Below are 18,317 nucleotides of genomic sequence, written 5' to 3'. Positions count from 1 at the left end.
ATGATGCGCTTGAAATGGCAGTCGCCGAAGATCAGGCTTTTCAGCACCATCGTCGCTTCCATAATGTTGGGCGCATTGATCTGGCCCTTGTCATGGGCGGTCTGCAACAGCGCGGTCAGGTTGGAACGTCCCTGACTCTGGATGACATTGTGAAACATCTCGGCCAGTTGCGGATTACGATAGCTTTCCTCGACAACCAGTTGGAAGGTGCGGATCGCCTCATCCGACATGACCGCCGTCAGCAGTTCGCGGCCCATGACGCTCAGCGTCGTGCGCAGATCCTCGGTGCCGGTGTGGGCCAGGAACAGGTCGGCCATCTGCCCGCACTGTTCACGGATAATGGCCTCGAACAGGTCTTCCTTGCTGTTGAAATAGGCATAGAGGGTCGCTTTCGAACCACCCAGGCGGCTCGATATCATCGACATGCTGGCGCCGGCGTAACCGACCTCGTAAAAGACGCTGCGCGCTACCTGAATGATGCGTTCGCGGCGTTGATCCTTGAAAGAGGGGGGATCCTTGAAAGAGGGGGGATCTTTAAAAGTTGGGGCGTCCCGCATGGTTTTTGTTGGCATTTCCATAAAAAATTGTACCATACTGTACAGTTAGCGCTTGACTCATTTTGAAGTGTAGCGCAAATAAACCGAACTGTACAGTACGGTTCACCTTTTTGTGTTTCAGGACCTCCTCCCGATGCCCTCCCCTAAGACCTTTAACGCGCCGGTTTTCGCGCCCGCTTTCCTGAAAAAAGCGGCCAGCCTGAGCACGCTCGCCATCGCGGCCGCCCTGCTGGCCAACTGCGCCTCAGTGCCCGATTCCCAGACCATCGCGCCACGCACCGATCTGGCCGCCACGCAGAGCCTGCCGTCTGAGAATGGACCCAATGCCGGTCAGTGGCCGTCGCAGGACTGGTGGAAAGGTTTCAATGATCCGCAGCTCAACGCCCTGATCGACGAAGCCTTCGCCAATTCGCCCGATATCCAGACCGCCGACGCCCGCCTGTTGAAGGCCGTCGCCAGCAGCGACCAGATTGCTGAGTCACTCAAGCCCAGCCTGTCATTCAACGGCTCGATCACCGAAACGCAGTCCAGCCTGAATATGGGCTATCCGGCCGCTTTCCGTGATTTCCTGCCGAAGGGCTATCATCCGCTGACCCGCGCCACCATCGGGGCCAACTATGATCTCGGTCTGTGGGGCAAGGCGAAGGCCGCCCGCAAAGGCGCCTTCGCCCAGGGCAAGGGCGCCGAGGTCGAAAGCATCGCCGCCCGCCAGGATATCGCTGTCGCCGTCGCCCGCGCCTATGTCGAACTCGACCGGCTGTATCAGCAACGCGACGATCTCGCCTCGGTCAAGGCCAACAGCGACTCCCGCCTGCACCTGATGCAGGCCCGCGCTGCCCACAATCTGGAACCGAAGGACTCGATCCTGACGAATCAGGACGATCAGGCCCGCCTGGCCGCCCGGCTGTCTGGCGCCGAGGCCGCCATAAAATTGCAAAACAACCTGATCTCCGCCCTTGTCGGCGCCGGTCCGGATCGCGGCCTGACGATCCAGCGTCCCAACCTCGCCCCGGTCGAATTCGCTTCCCTGCCCGCCGATGCCAGCCTCAACCTGCTCGGCCGCCGCCCGGACGTCGAAGCGGCCCGTTTGATGGTGGAAGCCCAAGCGCAGAACGTCAAATACACCAAGGCCGGCTTTTACCCCGACGTGAAATTCAACGCCGACTGGGGTATCCAGACGCTGGATTTCGAAGGCCTGACCCGACACGATTCGATCATCGGCGATATCGGCCCGGCCATCAGCCTGCCGCTATTTGCACAAGGCCGTCTGCGCGCCCAGTATCGCGGCGCCGAAGCTGATTACAACTCGGCGGTCGCCAACTACAACAAGGCGCTGGTCACCGCCCTGCATCAGGTCTCCGACGCCGCGATCAACACGAAATCGACGGCCGACCAGATCGGCGAGGCGAAAACCCGCGTCGACAGTGCGAAACAGGCCTATGACCTCGTTAATTTGCGCGTCCAGCGCAACCTGTCCAGCAAGCTTGACCTGATCGACGCACAGGTCAAGCTGACCTCCGCCGAACTCGACCTGTCCGACCTGACCGCCCAGGCCTATAACAACCGCATCAGCCTCATCGCCGCTCTCGGCGGCGGCTTTCAATCGAATTAAGCACGAAGTTCAGCATCATGCCCGATCAGTCCTCCCCCTCGGCTACCGCCGCCACTGCCGCCACCGCCAAGCCCGTTAATTCCAAGGCGCGCGGCCCGCTCTTCCTCATCTTCGGCGGCGTGATTGTTCTCGCCGGCCTCGCCTTCGGCGCCTACACCCTGATCGAGGGCGGCAAGTCGGTCGAAACCGACAACGCCTATGTCGAGGCCTCGACCGCCTCGATCACGCCGCTGGTCTCGGCCTCGGTGAAACAGGCCGATATCTACGAGACCAAGCCGGTCAAGGCCGGCGACGTGCTCGTCGTGCTCGATGACACCGACGCGAAACTGGCCCTCGCCGCCGCCCAGGCCCAGCTCGATCAGGTTATCCGCCAGGTCGGCACCTATTACGAAAACGACGCCACCCTGAAAGCCCAGGCCGATGCCAGCGCCGCCCAGGTCAATAACGCCCAGGCGACCTATGCCCAGGCGGTGAAGTCATATAACGACCGCAAGGCCTTGGTCGAATCCGGCGCTGTTTCCGGCGAAGACCTGCAAAACGCCAAAACGGCGGTGGATCAGGCCCAGGCCGCGCTCGCCACCACCAAGGCACAGGCACAGGCCGCCATCGGCCAGCGGGCGTCGAATACCGCCCTGATCTCCGGCGTCGCCGTGGCGGAAAATCCGCAGGTCGTCGCGGCCCGCGTCAAGGTCGAACAGGCCCAGCTTGATCTCGACCGCACCGTCATCCGTTCGCCGATCACCGGTATCGTCTCGCGCAATACGGTCGAGGTCGGCCAGCGCGTCCAGGTCGGCCAGGCTTTGATGAGCATCGTGCCGATCGAAAACGCCTATGTGAACGCCAACTTCAAGGAAGTGCAGCTCAAGAAGGTCCATATCGGCCAGCCGGTCATGCTGACCGCCGACACCTACGGTTCGAGCGTCAAGTTCCACGGCAAGGTTTCCGGCCTCAGCGGCGGCACCGGCTCTTCGATGGCCATCATTCCGGCGCAGAACGCCACCGGCAACTGGATCAAGGTGGTCCAGCGCCTGCCCGTCCGCATCTCGCTCGATCCGACCGAACTGAAGCAACATCCATTGCGCGTCGGCATGAGCATGAAGGCCACGATCAGCATTAAAGAGTAACTCCGAACGTCTGCGTTCTTTTTGTCTGCCAACCCCCTCACCCTGGCCCTCTCCCCGGCATTTGAGTTGCGCTACCACTGCGCTGCTTGAGCGCTCTGGGAGAGGGGATAGAGAGAGTGCGCCCTGGATTTCAGCTTATTCTTGATAAGTCGAAAATCAGAGTTTGCTGAATCACCGCTAAAACCGCCTCTCCCCATCTGAGGGGAAGGGTTGGGGTGAGGTGAGGGGTTTTATCCAATCCCACCGTCATCGGAAAGTTGCGTCCCATGTCCGCTTCAGCTACCGCCGATACCTACAAAGACCCCGTACCGCTCACCGGCATCACGCTGTGGCTATGCGGCATCCTGCTGGCCATGGCCAATTTCGTGGCCATTCTCGATGTCTCCATCGCCAATGTCTCGGTGCCCAATATCGCCGGGGCGCTCGGCGTCTCGACCTCGCAGGGCACCTGGGTCATCACCTCCTATGCCGTCGCCGAGGCCATCGCCGTGCCGCTGACCGGCTGGCTGGCCATGCGCTTCGGCACCGTCCGCGTCTTCTCCGTCGCCCTGATCGGCTTCGGCATCGCCTCCTTCCTGTGCGGCATCTCGCCGTCGCTGGAAATCCTCGTCATGGCGCGCATCATGCAGGGCTTCTGCGGCGGACCACTGATGCCGCTGTCGCAAACCCTGCTGCTGACCATTTTCCCCAAGAAGCTGCAACCGGCCGCAATGGGCATCTGGGCCATCACCACCCTGGTCGCGCCCGTCGCCGGGCCGATGCTCGGCGGCACCCTGTGCGATAATTTCGGCTGGGGATCGATCTTCCTCGTCAACGTGCCCGTCGCCATCGGCGCCGGCTTCCTCGTCTGGCGCGTGCTGTTCAGCCAGGAAACCAAGACCACCAAGGCACGCGTCGATACGGTCGGCCTCGGCCTGCTGGTCGTGTGGGTCGGTGCGCTGCAACTGATGCTCGACCTCGGCAAGGAAAACGAGTGGTTCTCCTCGCCCCTGATCGTCACCCTCGGCCTCGTCGCCTTGCTCGGTTTCATCGCCTTCCTGATCTGGGAACTGACCGATTCAAATCCGATCGTCGATCTGCGCGTCTTCCGTTACCGAAGCTTCTCCATCGGCATGGTCTGCATGGCGCTGATGATCGGCTCCTTCTTCGCCATCAATGTCATCGGACCGCTGTGGCTGCAAAATAACCTCGGCTGGACAGCCTCCTGGGCCGGCAACGCCACCGGCATGGTGGGCGTGCTCGCCATATTCGCCGCGCCCATCGCCGCGCAGCTTGCGGTCAAGGTCGATCCGCGCCGGCTTATCTTCTTAGGCGTCGGCTGGCTGGCCATCATCACCTTCATCCGCGGCCTGTCGACGATGGATATGAGCTTCGGCCAGATCGCCTTCCTGATCTTCCTGACCGGCGTCGGTATGCCCTTCTTCTTCATGCCGCTGCTGCAAATCACGATGGGGGCGGTCAAGCCGGAAGAAACGGCCAATGCCGCCGGCCTGCAAAACTTCATCCGCACCATGTCGGGCGCCGTCGCCACCTCCTTCGTGCTCACCATCTGGGAAAACGGCGCCACGTCCAACCGCGCCGAGATGGTCAATGGCATAGATGGCGCTCAATCGGTTCAACTCCTGACCCAGCACGGCGTTTCGCCGGAGGCGGCGGTCGGTCTGTTTGACCGGCTGGTCAGCGCACAGGCCCTGATGATCTCGACAAACAGCGTCTTCATGGGCGCCGCCGTTCTGTTCGCCGCCTGCGCGCTGATCGTCTGGATCGTCCCGCGCCCCAAAGGCCCGGTCGATATGAGCAACCTGCACTGACGTCTGGAAACAAAATACACCTTTCGGAACCGGCATTCCTCACCCCCCAGCCTGTTCCGGAAACGGCGGAGCGGTTCCCCTAAACCGCTCCGCTTCTTTTTTGTCATTTTATGGCAACGACCTACCGGTGACACGCAACCCCTTATTAACCGCTTATTAAAATGCCTTTTTTCTGTCGTTTTTTGCCGCTTATAGAGAATCCACGACTGGCTGAGGGGCCAACTATAACCGACAGGTCTTTGATGACACACTTCAAATCCATTGCGCTCCTGGCGGCCCTGCCGCTTATGATCGCCGTCTCCGGCTGCGCCAGCCATAAATATGTCGATGAAAAGATCACCACGGTGAATGGCCGTATCGATCAGAACGACACCCATCTCGCTCAACTCGACAAGACTACCCAGGAAGCGCTCGATCGCGCCACCTCCGCCGGCAAGCTGGCCGAAGGCAAGTTCGTCTATTCGGTTGTGCTGAGTGACGATTCCGCGAAATTCGATATCGACAAGGCCGTCCTTTCCGAAGACACCAAGGCCAAGCTGACGCAACTTGCCGAGCAACTCAAGACCGACAACAAGAATGTCTATCTCGAAATCCAGGGCTACACCGACGCCACGGGCACGGATGACATCAACTACCGCCTCGGACAGGCTCGCGCTGACAGCGTTCGCCGCTTCCTGAACCAGCAGGGCGTGGCCTTGAACCGCATGTCGGCAATCTCCTACGGGGCCGAACAGCCGGTGGCGCCGAATAACACCCGCGAAGGCCGAGCCGCCAACCGCCGCGTGGTTATCGTCGTCCTGTCGTAAGCTATTGATCGAAGGCGGCGATGATCGGGCACGGCCCGGCCGCATTCGTCTCGCATTCATGGGCAAGGCGGCGCAGGGATTTCCGCGCCGCCTCCAGCCCGGCGATCTGTGTATCAAGCGCCGCGATCCGTTCCCTGGCGAGGATACGGGCGCGCGCCCTGTCTTCGCCGGCATCAAGCGCCAGCAACTCACCGGTCTGTTCCAGCGTAAAGCCCGCCGCTTGCGACCGTCTATATCGACAAGCGCGCGCTGAAATGCGCCTGCGTCGGCGGCGACAGCAACGTGCCGCTCGGCTTCGTGTCACTGACCGAAAACCTGATGATGGTCGCCATGGCCATCTGGATGTTCGTTATGAATTTTCCGCGATAAGGCGGTTCGACGCCTCTTCCAGCTTCGCCTTCATCTGCGTCATGAACTCACCGCGTTTCAGGCCGGCGGGCAAGGGCGGCAGAAACTCGAACACCACCGTGCCGGGCTTGCGATCGATGCCGTGCCCCGGCCAGAACTGCCCGCTATTGGTCGCCAGCAGATGGCAGGGCACTTCCAGGTCGCGGTAAAGCGCCGCCACGCCCGGCTTGTAATCGGCGTCGGCCCCGACCTCTGACCGCGTGCCTTCGGGAAAGATCAGGATCTGTCGCCCTTCGCTCAAACGGGCGCGGCAGGCCGCCACCATCAGTTTCAGCGCCTTCGCGGCGTCGGCGCGATTGACCGCCACCATCTTTGTCCGCCAGGCGAACCAGCCGAGGAAAGGCAGGTAGATCAGCTCTTTTTTCAACACATAGCAGGTGCGATTCAATATGGTGAACGGCGCGATGGTATCGAGCATACTGAGGTGCTTGCCGGCGATCAGGGCCGGGCCGTCCGGGCGGTATTCCAGCCCGCGGAACACGACCTTGACGCCGACGATCCAGCGCGCGCCAAACAGCACCGATCCCGCCCACCAGCGGATCACCGCCATGCCGGCGGAAATCGGAAACAGCAGCAGGGGCGAGCAGATGATGCCGAAAAACGCCATCGTGCCGTAGAGCCACAATATGAAAAGCAGCGAACGCACGCGTGTCATCAGGAAACTCACGAAGCCGAACTCACAGCCAGTGCGTCTTCGGTTCCGGCCTTGGGTTCCGGCACGCCGCCCTTGTCGCCAAACTTACGCGACACGCTTAAGATGGCGTCACGGCCGAGAATGGCGAGGTATTTACAATATTCGAGCACGATGATGCGTTGGCCTTTACGGGATTTCCACCAGCCGCGCGCGTCGAGATCGGGCGTGGCGACGGGATAGGGAAGAAGGGTTGCGCCCGGCATATCGGCCTTAAGCTCCAGCAGCGAGCGCGGCATGTGATAATCCGAGGTGACGACGATCAGGGTATAGAAATCATGGCCGCGCGCCCAGTCGGCGATTTCGTGGGCGTTGCCGACGGTGTTTTCCGCCTGGTAGCCGAGATCGACACAGCATTCATAGAGCCGCTTCGAGCCTTCGGTGACCGCCAGCAATTCCGGCCGCCTGACCTCCGGATTGACGCCGGAAATGAACATGCGCGCCCCTTTGCGGCGTTCCAAAAGCCGCATCCCCGCCTTGAGGCGCAGGTCTGATGCGCCTGTCAGTACGACGATGGCCTCCGCCGGCTCGGCCGGCATGGTGGCGGGGGTCGAATCGATCACCCGGTCGGCGAAGGCGAACAGCCCCGCCGTCCATAGCAGCAGGACCACGAACAGGGCGATCAGGGTGCGCATATGCTTGATAATGACAGCCTCCCCCTTAATGCAGTTCAGTCATGATGCGCCAGCAACCGCAGGGTCACCATACGCGCGGTCAGCGCGCCGATCAACGCCACCAGGAACGGACACGGAATTAATATTAACAGGTCCGACCATGAAAAGGGAAGGGCTATGGCGAAGCTTTGTGAGGAACCTGTGGCTTTTATGAGCGCCATGACCCCGGCGGCCAGACCGGCGCCGAGCAAGCCCGACTCGAAGGTCATGCGGGCGAAGCGCCACTGGAAGCGCTCGGCGATGAAGATATCGCTGGCGCCGCACAGCGACAGCACATCGACAATATCGGCGCGGGCGGTCAGATTGGCGCGCGTGGCGAAGCCGACCACAGCCCCGGTGGCGGAAAAGATAATAAAGAAAATCCCCAGAGAAATCAGCCGGATGGTCAGGGCACTCTGCTCGACATCCTTCAGCCAGGTCGAATGATCATCGATGCTGGCGTCAATGCTGGCATTGGTCAGCGCGTTCATCATGGCCTGCGGTGTCGCCGGGTGGCGCTGGTCGAGCGTGACCTCGACCAGATTGGGGATCGGCAGGTCATCGAGCACGGCGTCGCCCAGCCACGGCTTGATCAATGCCTTGGCCTTTTCCGGCTCCAGCGCCGTCACCTGCCCCACCCCCTTGACGCCGGCCAGCACCTCCGCCGCCTTGGCTGCCGCTATCGAACCGCTTTCGAGGCCGGTCGGGCGCACCTGCACCGTCACTTCGGCGCGGATATCGCGTGACCAACCGTGCGCGGCGCGGTCCGACGCCATGACGACCATAGCCGCCATGCAGGCCAGGAAACACAGCACGCCGATGACATAATGCAGCGCCACCTCGCGCTGATCCTGCTGCGGCAGCAGGCGGCCGGCCTTCAAAGCCCCCAGTCGGGTAACGAGCGGGCCGATCATAGCGCCGTCACTCCGGTATTTCGCGACAGGTCACGCTGGAATATCTGGCCGTGGCGCAGTTCGAGCACCGGCATTCCCGAGGCCTTCACCAATCCCTCGTCGTGCGTGGCGATCAGCACCGTGGCGCCCAACCGGTTCAGCTCAATAAACAGGCGCATGATGCGCAGGCCCATGGCGTAGTCGATATTGCCGGTCGGTTCATCGGCGAGAATAAGCGTCGGGCGCGTCACCACGGCGCGGGCGATGGCCAGGCGCTGCTTTTCGCCGCCGGAAAGCACATTCGGCATGGCGTCCAGACGGTTTTTCAGCCCCACCCAGTTGAGCAGTTCGGTGACATCATCATGATATTCGCGGAAATGCGCGCCGTGGACGAACAAAGGCAGGGCGGCATTATCAAAGACATTTAAATGCTCAAGCAGGCGAAAATCCTGGAAGATGATGCCGAGCCGGCGGCGCAGACCGGCGGTCTGGGCGCGATCATGTGGCCGGATCGTTTCACCAAACAGCTCGATCGCCCCGGTCGTCGGCTTTTGCGCCAGATAGATCATCTTGAGCAGTGAGGTCTTGCCCGATCCCGATGGCCCGGTCAGGAAATGGAATGACCCTGCCGGCAGTTCGAAATTGAGGTTTTTCAGGATCAGGTCATCTTCATTCAGGCCGGCGGCCAGCGTCTTGGGCATCCCCAGATCATAGCCCAGCGACACGTCATGGAAGGCCACCACGGCATTTGGCACGGCGTCACGTTCTCTGCCGGGGGGCAGGCGATCATCGGTGTCTGAAGGCGCGGTCGTCATCTAACGGCTGGAAGCCCCTGCTTGATCAGTTGTTAAGACTTTTGAGGACATAAGGTTAAGAACCCGTATGTGGTTAACGGGGTTTATGTACTGATTCGGTGCGGTTCGACTTATACTGATCATGATCCTGAGCTGTCCTAATTGCGCGACGAAATATACGCTCAACGAATCCCAATTGGGGATTCGCGGGCGCACGGTGCGTTGCGCCGCGTGCAAGACGACCTGGCACGCCGAACGTCCCGAAAAGCCGATCGACCTGTCCTTCAGCGACGTCAAGAAGTCCGAGAAGGAAACCGTCGAGGACCTGCACAAGGTCAAGGCCAAGAAACTGCCGCTGAAATACCGCGCCATTCTCGAAGACAAGAAGCGCATGAGGGCGTTGGCGGCCCAGGGCATGGTCTGGGGCGGCATGGCGGCCGCCTTCGTGCTGATCCTGGCGCTCGGCTTCTTCCTGCGCGTCGATATCGTCCGCGCCTTTCCGCGCATCGCCGGCGCCTACGCCATGGCCGGCCTGAAGGTCAACGGCACCCACCTCGTCTTCGGTGACAAGACCGCCGACGCCGGCTTCAAGGGCGGGCGCTTCGTGGTGACCGTGAAAGCTCAGGTCAGGAACACCAGCGATAAGGCGGTGCCGGTGCCCCCCGTGCGCGTCAAGCTGCTTGACGGCGCCTTGCAGGAATTCGATTCGGTGCTGATGCCTTCGGGCGGACTGGTCGTCGCGCCCCACGCCACGCGCACCCTGGTGTTTGATGTCGCCGACCCGAAAAACCTCACTTCATCGCTCGATCTCGATTTCGATCTGGTGGCGATGAAGAAGATGAAAAGCGCCGGCCCCAATCTGCGCGTCACGCCGGTGACCGGCCATGGCGCAGATGCCGAACCCGAACCCCCACAGGCGGAGACCCCGGCCCCCGCGCCGGCACACGCCGAAATTACCGATCCGGTGGGGTCCGCCCCGCCCGCGCCGGTCCTGCGTTCCAGCCTTTCCCACACCGGCTAACCCTTCCAGTTTCGAGTACCCGATATGACCGACGCCCTGCCTGCTGTTCTGCTGAATGAAGACGAGGTTCAGGGCCGCGTCACCGCGCTGGCCGAATTGCTCAGCGACTATATCAAGCCCAATTGCGTCGGCGTCTGCCTGCTCACCGGCGGCATCTGGTTCGCCGCCGATCTCAGCCGCGCCCTCAATCGTGCCGGCCGCGATATCGCCTTCGACGCCCTGTGGCTGTCTTCTTATGCCGATGGCCGCGAAGGCGGCGCCATGCTGATCCGCGCGCCCTTGCAGCGGTCGGTCGAGGGCCGTCAGGTACTGATCATGGACGATGTGCTCGATACCGGCGCGTCGCTGAAAATCGCCTGCGAAATCGCGCGGGAAGCCGGTGCGGCAGAGGTGCTGACGGCGGTTTTCGCCCGCAAGCCTGATCCGCTGAAAGACGGCCAGGTCCGCGAAATGGAAGCCGATTTTTCTGCCTGGGAAGCCCCGGCGCGCTATCTGGTCGGCTATGGGCTGGACGACGGCGGCCGCTTCCGTGCCCTGCCCTACATCGGGGTATTGGATTAGCAAGATACCCCACCACCGCATCTAGCGCTACGCGCGTCGTGCGGTCCCCCTCCCCGACAAGCGGGGAGGTACAAGACAAAGTGCCTTCCTATACCTCCCCACCTCTGGTGGGGAGGGGGACCGTCCGGCGTAGCCTTTAGGCGAAGACGGATGGTGGTGGGGTTTCTTACTTAATACTCAGCGCGGCAAGGCTCTGCATAGTCCCGCCCAGCGGCATAAATCCGCTGGCGACCTGATCGACCGATACCGGCCCCAGGATCAGGAACCCCAGTATCGCCGCCGCCAGCGCCACATAGCGCAGGGCGAACGGATCAGACGCCGCAATCCCCGCCTTGGCCTTGCCAACCTTCAATGACGGTTGTTGCCTTTCATGTCGCATGGCCAGCAGGCGCTCAGGCCGCAGATCGTTATCGACCGCCAGGCGCGTATTGATCTCGGTGAAGGTCGGCATCCGGAAACGCAGGGCCAGACGCACCGCCGCCACGACGCAAATCACCAGTCCAACAGCCAGAACGGCGATATGCACCGGCTTCGGCACAAGCGCAAACAGCCCCCACTGTCCGGCCACCGCCACCAGCAGGGCCAGCAGCAGGAACGGAAAGATCGCCGGCAACAGCAGGCGCTCCCAGATCATCGTCGCCTGCGTCAGGAAAAGCCCGCGATTAAGCGGCGCCAGCGGTGATTTATTGCTTGGCTGCATAGGCCCCCCTAGTACAAATTAAGCCGTCTTTACTTTAGGAGATGGAGACAACCAAGCCGGCAAAGGTTCACGCGCCATCATCTCTTCGTAGCTCGGTCGAGGACGCACGACAGACCAGTCGGCGTCACGCACCAACACCTCCGGCGCGAGTGGCCGCGAATTATATTCGCTTCCCATCACCGCCCCATAGGCGCCGGCGCTCATGAAGGCGACGAGATCGCCCGCCTGCATCACCGGCAGGTCGCGGCCACGCGTGAAGGTATCACCGGTCTCGCAAATAGGCCCAACGACATCATAGGTCGCCGTTTCATTACCCGGACGGGCAACCGGTCGGATATCGTGGAAGGCATCGTAAAGCGCCGGACGGAGCAGGTCATTCATCGCCGCATCGAGCACCAAAAACTGTTGGCCTGAATCTTCCCGCTCATGCACATGGATGACCTTGGAGATCAGCACGCCGGCATTGGCGGCGATCAGGCGGCCCGGCTCGAAGGTATAACGCACACCGAGATTGCCGGCGGCAAGCGCCGCCATTTCGGCATAGTCGGCCACGCTGGCCGGTTCTTTCTGATTGAAATACGGCACGCCCAGCCCGCCGCCGAGATCGAGCCGCTCGACACTCAGCCCTTCGGCGCGCAGTTGTTCCACCCAGCCACGCATCTTCGTGAAGGCTTCCTGCAACGGCTTGAGATCGAGAATCTGGCTGCCGATATGGCAGGCGATGCCCATCGGGGCGAGGTTCGGGTGCCCCGCTGCACCGGCATAGAGGCTGAGCGCTTCCGCCGCCGAAATGCCGAACTTGTCCTTGGCCCCGCCTGTGGTGATCTTTTCATGACCACCGGCGCCGACGCCCGGATTGATGCGGATGACGAAGGGCGCCACCATGTCGAGTTCGGCCGCCACGCGCGCCAGGCGTTCCAGCTCCGGCCGCGATTCGACGTTGAGCTGATAGATGCCGGCCTTAAGTGCGAAGGCCATTTCCGAATCGGTCTTGCCGACGCCGGAAAAAACGATGCGTTCGGCGGGAATGCCCGCCTTCAAGGCCTTGCGGATTTCGCCTTCGGAAACCGTATCGGCGCCGCAGCCCTGCGCCGCCAGAGTGGCCAGAACCCCCAGATTGGAATTGGCCTTGGCAGCATAGGCCACCAGCGGCGCCTCGCCCTTGGGACTGCGCAGTTCAGGCTTCGACGACAGGGCGTCAGCAAAGACATTATAATGCCGTTCCAGCGTCGCCGAGGAATAGACATAAAGTGGTGTGCCGACCATCTCGGCCAGTTCGCTTAAACGCACCTGTTCGCAGTACAGTTCGCCGTCATTGTATTCGAAGTGGTTCATTGATTTGGGGCGTCGCGGAAACCGTTATTGCTGCCCGTGCCTTCCAGCGGCACATCCTGGATGCGCTTGTTGACGGCATAGGGGTTTTCCATGCTGTTTTTCGAGTCGGCGTCCGGAAGGGCCTTTTCGGACGCGCGCGAGGTCGATGTCTCGGTCGTGGTGGTGACGCCGCCATCGGGATTATGCGAGGTCGACCATTCGGCCGCCGCCTTCTTGTTCATCATCGGCGGCGCCTTTTCGAGGTCACCCAACTTGCCGCAGGCCGACAGCAGGGAGGCTCCCAACAGCGCCGCGCCCAGGGCGACCGAGATTACGAAGCGGGTCTTTTTGACGGTCATCATGAGCGTTGATCCTTCCAGCGCTGGATTTGCAGGCGAACCTGATCGGGCGCCGTGCCGCCGTAGCTTTGACGGCTGGCGCAACTGGCCTCAGGCGTTAAGACCTTATACACATCATCTGTGATCCTGGCTTCCAGATTTTGCAGATCGCCAAGGCTTAGTTGCGCCAAATCCACACCCTGCGTTTCGGCCCGCTTGACCGCCGCCCCGGTAATATGGTGCGCGTCACGGAAAGGGATGCCCAGATTGCGCACCAGCCAGTCGGCCAGGTCGGTCGCGGTCGAGAAACCAGCCCCGGCGGCAGCGGCCATTCTGGCGGTATTGGCTTCCAGGTCGAGCACCATGCCGGTCATGGCCCGCAGGGCGAGATCGAGCGCATCGAAGGCCTCGAAAACCGGCGGCTTGTCTTCCTGCATGTCCTTGGAATAGGCCAACGGCAGGCCCTTCATGACGGTGGACAGCGCGATCAGCGAGCCGGTGATGCGGCCGGTCTTGGCGCGCACCAGTTCGGCGGCGTCAGGGTTACGCTTCTGCGGCATGATCGACGAACCGGTCGAGAACGAATCCGACAGGCGGATGAAGCCGAAATAGGGCGTCGTCCAGATCACGATTTCTTCTGCCAGACGCGACAGATGCCCGGCGCAGATGGCAGCGTGGCTTAAAGATTCCAGCGCGAAATCACGATCCGACACACCATCGAGGCTATTGCCGGTCGGGCGGTCGAAACCGAGCGCGGCGGCGGTCATGTGACGGTCGATCGGGAAGGGCGAACCGGCCAGCGCCGCCGAGCCGAGCGGATTTTCGTTCATGCGGGCACGGGCATCAATAAAGCGCGTGCGGTCACGGCCGAACATCTCGACATAGGCCATCAGGTGATGGCCCAAAGTCACCGGCTGCGCCGGCTGCAAATGGGTAAAGCCCGGCATCAGGGCGTCGGCATACTCCTCCGCGCGCTTCAGCAAGGCGCCTTGCAGATCATATAACTGCTGGATGGTGATATCGACCTGATCGCGCACCCACAGGCGGAAATCGGTCGCCACCTGGTCATTGCGGGAGCGAGCGGTATGCAGACGGCCGGAGACAGGCCCGACCAGTTCGCGCAGACGCGCCTCGACATTCATGTGAATGTCCTCGAATTCGGCGCGGAACGGGAAGGTGCCGGCCTCGATTTCGGCCGTTATGGTTTCCAGCCCGTTCAGGATGATTTGGGAGTCTTCCGAACTTATGATACCTTGTTTCGCCAGCATGGCGCAGTGGGCTTTTGATCCCGCAAGGTCTTGCTGCCAAAGGCGTTTATCGACATCGATGGAGACATTGATGGCTTGCATAATCTCATCGGGTCGGGCAGTAAAACGACCGCCCCACATTTTTTGCCCTTCTTGAGGGGCTTGCGCATTCGGGGCATTTTTGGCGGATGGATCGGTCATGACGGAACCCAGGTTGAATGAGGATGGCGAGCCAATGCCGCAGCCCTCAACGGAATCTGATAATCAGGGCCAGCCTATAGCCGACAAGGCCGAGGAACCCAAGCGTCGAGATACTGTTACGGCACGAAAAATGCGGCGTCCGCCTGCGGCAGTGATTGCCGTTGTAACCATAGTGGTTCTGGCGCTGATCGGGCTGATCAGTTGGCGGCTGCTGGCGAAGTCGGGCGTTGCGGACAAAGCGCCGCAGATCGCCGCCGTCACGAGCGCCGTCGCCCCCGTCGCCAAGGGACCGTTGGCCGTCTACGCGACGGGCGCGCTTTCCAAGCTGGTAACGTCTGAGGTGCCGGTCGCCATCGAGGATATTTCCTTCATCGACCGCAACCAGAAACCGGTCAAACTCAGTGATTTCAAGGGCCAGGTGGTGGTGCTGAACGTCTGGGCGACCTGGTGCGCGCCGTGCCGGTTCGAGATGCCGACCCTGGCGAAACTGCAAGCGCATTACGCCGGCAAGGGCGTAAAAATCCTGCCGCTCAGCGTCGATACCGAGGAAAAGTTCGCCGACGTCAAATCCTTCATGGACGTGCAGCAACCGCTGGAGGTCTATGCTGACCAGGAATTCCAGGCGCCGTCGAAATATGGCATCACCGGTATGCCGGGCACCCTGATCCTCGACAAGCAGGGCCGCCAGGTGGCGCGCCTCGATGGCGAGGCCAAGTGGGACACGCCGGAGGTTCAGGCCCTGCTGGATAAACTGCTGGCTGAGTAGTGTAAGAAAGCAAGAAACCCCGCCACCGACGCGCAAGGGCGCGTCGGTCCCCCTCCCCGACAAATCGGGGAGGTATATATTAGCTGCCATTCTTATACCTCCCCAATTTATTGGGGAGGGGGACCATGAGCGCAGCGAAACGAAGTTCGGCGAAGCCAAATGGTGATGGGGTTTCTTACTTCAAAATCGGCATCCAGCGCTGGTAGGTCAGACACCGCCAGCCCCATTCAAACGGCCCGTAGCGGAAGAGCGACATCCAAACCGTGCTGAAAACCAGTTGTCCGATCCAGATCACCATCACGATCGGCACCAGCGCCGCATGGTTCATTTCACCGAACCAGACCGGCCCGCGCCCGCCATAGAACAATCCCGTCATGATCAGCGACTGCATCAGATAGTTGGTGAAGGCCATCTGTCCGGCGCAGGCCAGCGGATAAAGCGCCACCCCGCCGACCTGTGTCCGGCCGATCAGAACCAGCGCCCCGACATAGCCGAGCGCCACCGGCAGGCACAAAAGATTATTGGCCAGGGCGTAGAGGCCGAAAATCTCCGGATAGGGAAAACCCGCCGCCATCGTTACTCGCACTTGCCAGCCGATCAGCACCAGACTGACCGCCCCTGCCGCCATCAGCAGAATATAGGCCCGCGTCCGTGCCTCGCCCCGCAGAAGGCCCGACTTGAAAAGGCCAAGCCCGATCATCATCAGGCCCAGGGTGGTCGGCATATAGGCCAATACTTCCTGTATGGCGCCCTGCCCCCAGACGGCGGCGTTCTGCGCCATCGAGACCAGGAAAGGCCCGCGCATCCGCTCGGTGAGGCCAATAAGGTCGCCATTGGCCGCCGTGACGTGTTCGCCGCTTAGAGAGGTGGCGATATTCGGCCCCAGCAGCAGCGCCGCGCCCGCCACAAACAGGCCAAGCCCCCACACCAGAAGCTTGCGCGCCGAGGCGTCCTGCCAGCGCCAGAAAACAAACCCGGTCACGGCATAGGCCAGCAGGATATCGCCATGCCAGATCAACGCCCCGTGGATCAGGCCAAACACCACCAGCCACGACAGCCGGCGAAACAGCGGCGTTTTATAAACCGGATCGGCCGGGTTGCGATCACGCCCCACCAGATAGACGCTCACCCCGAACAAAAGGGTAAAGCAGGTGATAAACTTTTCCTTGAAAAAGGTCTCGGTGATCCACCAGACAGTCAGATCGTCAGGCGTCAGCGGCAGGGGTGATAGTTCCGGCTGGCTGTAGACGGCAAAAGGCTGCGCGAAGGCGATCGAATTGACCAGCAGAATGGCCAGGATACTCAGGCCGCGCACATGATCCAGTGTGCGGATGCGCGCGGTCATTTCGCCGGCGAACGCTTCAAGGCCACCGCCTGCAACAGGATGGCCGACGGCACGGCCAGGCACATATGGGTCAGGACCATCATGATGCTGAGCAGGGAAAAGGATTTCAGCAAGGGCGCATCGAGCGGCACCTTGTCGATAAAGGCCAACTTGATCAGGGCGGCCACGCTGCCAAGCAGGATCAGGAACAGGGCATACATCAGCACGCCGAACGTGGCGTGCAGGCGCGATGGCGGCGGGCTGATTTTCCAGGCGATCAGGGTGCAGACCATCCAGAACAGGGCCAGCGTCACCTGGCGCTGGGTTTCATCAGCGGCATGGGCATCGCCCACCAGGAGGCGCACCACAAACCAGCAAAAGCCATGCAGGCACAGGGCGGCCACACCGGCGATGATCATCCAGCGCAGTTCCGGTTGACGATAGCTGAGCGCCGGATTTTCCATCTAGCGCGTGGGAACCGGCTTTTCGCCACGATAATCATAGAAACCGCGACCCGTTTTGCGGCCCAGCCAGCCGGCCTCGACATATTTGGTCAGCAGCGGACACGGGCGATATTTCGAGTCGGCCAGGCCGTCATAAAGCACGTTCATCACCGCCAGCACGGTATCCAGCCCAATGAAGTCGGCCAGTTCGAGCGGCCCCATCGGATGATTGGCGCCGAGTTTCAGGCCGGTATCGATGGCCTCGACCGTGCCGACGCCTTCATACAGCGTATAGATCGACTCGTTGATCATCGGGATCAGGATGCGGTTGACAATAAAGGCCGGAAAATCCTCGGAATTGGCGGTGATCTTGCCAAGCGACTTGGCGAAATTGACGGCGATTTCGTAGGTGTCGGAATCGGTGGCGATGCCGCGAATGATCTCGACCAGCTTCATGATCGGCACCGGGTTCATAAAGTGCAGGCCGATGAACTTGCCGGGTCGGTCGGTGGCGGCGGCCAGGCGGGTGATCGAGATCGACGAGGTATTGGAGGCCAGCAGAGCTTCCGGCTTCAGGTGCTCACAGACCGATTTGAAGATGGCGTTCTTGACCTCTTCCTTTTCAGTGGCGGCTTCGATGACCAGATCGCAATTCTTCAGTTCCGAGATGGCGCCGGCCGGGATCAGCTTCGAGAGCGCATCGGTCGCCTGGGCCTGGGTGATGACTTCCTTCTCGACCAGACGGTTCAGACCCTTTTCGGTGCGGGCGAGCGCGGCCTTCACGGCATCGGCGGAGGCGTCATAGAGCAGGACATCATATCCGCCCTGCGCACAAACCTGGGCGATCCCCGCCCCCATCTGGCCCGCGCCGATAATGCCTACGGTCTTGATCGTGGTCATACTGTCCGCCTTACGTGAAGTCTGTACGTTATATGGGAATAATGCGCGTGATGGCGCAAGGCAATAAGGAAAAGAGACGCACAATAAACTTGTACCTCCCCATCTCTGATGGGGAGGGGGACCACACGACACCGCGCAGCGGTTAGATGCGGT

General features: G+C 61.4%; 20 protein-coding genes and 1 pseudogene. 8 read left to right on the top strand and 13 right to left on the bottom strand.

The annotated features are described in order from the left end of the window. Window positions 1-578: TetR/AcrR family transcriptional regulator (locus VL130_RS04035; RefSeq protein ID WP_325361448.1), on the bottom strand; the 578-nt coding region annotated here is incomplete at its 3' end. Between the two features lie 112 nt (window positions 579-690). Between VL130_RS04035 and VL130_RS04030 the strand changes: the two genes are divergently transcribed. The 4 genes from VL130_RS04030 (at window position 691) to VL130_RS04015 (ending at window position 5,910) form a co-directional block, all read left to right on the top strand. After that, window positions 691-2,169: an efflux transporter outer membrane subunit gene (locus tag VL130_RS04030; RefSeq protein WP_325361447.1), complete on the top strand. Its 1,479-nt coding sequence runs from the start codon at window positions 691-693 to the stop codon at window positions 2,167-2,169. A 17-nt stretch (window positions 2,170-2,186) separates the two neighbouring features. Further along, a complete protein-coding gene (locus tag VL130_RS04025; RefSeq protein WP_325361446.1) occupies window positions 2,187-3,293 on the top strand; it encodes an HlyD family efflux transporter periplasmic adaptor subunit in 1,107 nt (368 codons plus the stop codon). A 266-nt stretch (window positions 3,294-3,559) separates the two neighbouring features. Beyond that, the gene (locus VL130_RS04020; RefSeq protein WP_325361445.1) at window positions 3,560-5,104 is read left to right on the top strand and encodes a DHA2 family efflux MFS transporter permease subunit; all 1,545 of its coding nucleotides are present in this window, start codon (window positions 3,560-3,562) and stop codon (window positions 5,102-5,104) included. A 242-nt stretch (window positions 5,105-5,346) separates the two neighbouring features. Then, window positions 5,347-5,910, top strand: a complete 564-nt coding sequence (locus tag VL130_RS04015; RefSeq protein ID WP_325361444.1) for an OmpA family protein — start codon at window positions 5,347-5,349, stop codon at window positions 5,908-5,910. Between the two features lies 1 nt (window position 5,911). Here VL130_RS04015 and VL130_RS04010 read toward each other — a convergent pair whose 3' ends face one another. Beyond that, window positions 5,912-6,097 (bottom strand): hypothetical protein, encoded by a 186-nt coding sequence (locus tag VL130_RS04010; RefSeq protein WP_325361443.1) that lies wholly within the window; start codon window positions 6,095-6,097, stop codon window positions 5,912-5,914. A gap of 41 nt (window positions 6,098-6,138) precedes the next feature. Between VL130_RS04010 and VL130_RS19450 the strand changes: the two are divergent. Continuing rightward, a pseudogene (locus VL130_RS19450) lies at window positions 6,139-6,279 on the top strand (glutaredoxin); the annotation flags it as partial. On the opposite strand, the gene VL130_RS04005 reads toward VL130_RS19450, so the two are convergent. From VL130_RS04005 to VL130_RS03990, 4 genes are read right to left on the bottom strand one after another with little or no spacing between them, the layout of a single operon-like run. Next, entirely contained in the window at window positions 6,260-6,973 is a 714-nt protein-coding gene (locus tag VL130_RS04005; RefSeq protein WP_325361442.1) for a lysophospholipid acyltransferase family protein, read from the bottom strand. The pseudogene VL130_RS19450 and the gene VL130_RS04005 sit on opposite strands and share 20 nt — an antisense overlap. An 8-nt stretch (window positions 6,974-6,981) precedes the next feature. Next, the gene (locus tag VL130_RS04000) at window positions 6,982-7,644 is read right to left on the bottom strand and encodes a YdcF family protein (RefSeq protein WP_325361441.1); all 663 of its coding nucleotides are present in this window, start codon (window positions 7,642-7,644) and stop codon (window positions 6,982-6,984) included. Between the two features lie 35 nt (window positions 7,645-7,679). Then, window positions 7,680-8,576 (bottom strand): ABC transporter permease, encoded by an 897-nt coding sequence (locus VL130_RS03995; RefSeq protein WP_325361440.1) that lies wholly within the window; start codon window positions 8,574-8,576, stop codon window positions 7,680-7,682. Next, window positions 8,573-9,370, bottom strand: a complete 798-nt coding sequence (locus VL130_RS03990; RefSeq protein ID WP_325361439.1) for a cell division ATP-binding protein FtsE — start codon at window positions 9,368-9,370, stop codon at window positions 8,573-8,575. The genes VL130_RS03995 and VL130_RS03990 overlap by 4 nt, the downstream gene beginning before the upstream one ends. Before the next feature lie 121 nt (window positions 9,371-9,491). Here VL130_RS03990 and VL130_RS03985 point away from each other — a divergent pair, with 121 nt between their 5' ends. Both VL130_RS03985 and VL130_RS03980 read left to right on the top strand, forming a co-directional pair. Beyond that, entirely contained in the window at window positions 9,492-10,370 is an 879-nt protein-coding gene (locus VL130_RS03985; RefSeq protein WP_325361438.1) for an MJ0042-type zinc finger domain-containing protein, read from the top strand. A gap of 24 nt (window positions 10,371-10,394) precedes the next feature. Then, entirely contained in the window at window positions 10,395-10,931 is a 537-nt protein-coding gene (locus VL130_RS03980) for a phosphoribosyltransferase (protein WP_325361437.1), read from the top strand. A 166-nt stretch (window positions 10,932-11,097) separates the two neighbouring features. Here the strand turns inward: VL130_RS03980 and VL130_RS03975 are convergent, their stop codons facing one another. From VL130_RS03975 to argH, 4 genes are read right to left on the bottom strand one after another with little or no spacing between them, the layout of a single operon-like run. Then, complete coding sequence (locus VL130_RS03975; protein WP_325361436.1) at window positions 11,098-11,631, bottom strand: DUF4175 family protein; 534 nt, start codon at window positions 11,629-11,631, stop codon at window positions 11,098-11,100. 18 nt (window positions 11,632-11,649) lie between these two features. Further along, window positions 11,650-12,966 carry a diaminopimelate decarboxylase gene (gene lysA / locus VL130_RS03970; RefSeq protein WP_325361435.1) on the bottom strand — a complete coding sequence of 439 codons (1,317 nt, stop codon included), beginning with the start codon at window positions 12,964-12,966 and terminating at the stop codon, window positions 11,650-11,652. Beyond that, window positions 12,963-13,307: a hypothetical protein gene (locus VL130_RS03965; protein ID WP_325361434.1), complete on the bottom strand. Its 345-nt coding sequence runs from the start codon at window positions 13,305-13,307 to the stop codon at window positions 12,963-12,965. The genes lysA and VL130_RS03965 overlap by 4 nt, the downstream gene beginning before the upstream one ends. Then, a complete protein-coding gene (argH, locus tag VL130_RS03960) occupies window positions 13,304-14,731 on the bottom strand; it encodes an argininosuccinate lyase (RefSeq protein ID WP_325361433.1) in 1,428 nt (475 codons plus the stop codon). Before argH ends, VL130_RS03965 begins: the two co-directional genes overlap by 4 nt. Window positions 14,732-14,861: 130 nt before the next feature. Here argH and VL130_RS03955 point away from each other — a divergent pair, with 130 nt between their 5' ends. Continuing rightward, entirely contained in the window at window positions 14,862-15,497 is a 636-nt protein-coding gene (locus tag VL130_RS03955; protein ID WP_325361432.1) for a TlpA disulfide reductase family protein, read from the top strand. A 175-nt stretch (window positions 15,498-15,672) separates the two neighbouring features. On the opposite strand, the gene VL130_RS03950 is transcribed toward VL130_RS03955, so the two are convergent. From VL130_RS03950 to VL130_RS03940, 3 genes are read right to left on the bottom strand one after another with little or no spacing between them, the layout of a single operon-like run. Beyond that, on the bottom strand, window positions 15,673-16,842 hold the full coding sequence (locus VL130_RS03950; protein WP_325361431.1) for a DUF418 domain-containing protein: 1,170 nt from the start codon (window positions 16,840-16,842) through the stop codon (window positions 15,673-15,675). Then, the gene (locus VL130_RS03945; RefSeq protein WP_325361430.1) at window positions 16,839-17,285 is read right to left on the bottom strand and encodes a hypothetical protein; all 447 of its coding nucleotides are present in this window, start codon (window positions 17,283-17,285) and stop codon (window positions 16,839-16,841) included. Before VL130_RS03945 ends, VL130_RS03950 begins: the two co-directional genes overlap by 4 nt. Beyond that, the gene (locus tag VL130_RS03940; protein WP_325361429.1) at window positions 17,286-18,164 is read right to left on the bottom strand and encodes a 3-hydroxybutyryl-CoA dehydrogenase; all 879 of its coding nucleotides are present in this window, start codon (window positions 18,162-18,164) and stop codon (window positions 17,286-17,288) included. Window positions 18,165-18,317: the final 153 nt, after the last annotated feature.

Origin of the sequence: Asticcacaulis sp. (genome assembly GCF_035497195.1) — a bacterium.
Taxonomy (GTDB): Bacteria; Pseudomonadota; Alphaproteobacteria; order Caulobacterales; family Caulobacteraceae; genus Asticcacaulis.
This window is presented reverse-complemented; position numbering and strand designations above follow the sequence as displayed.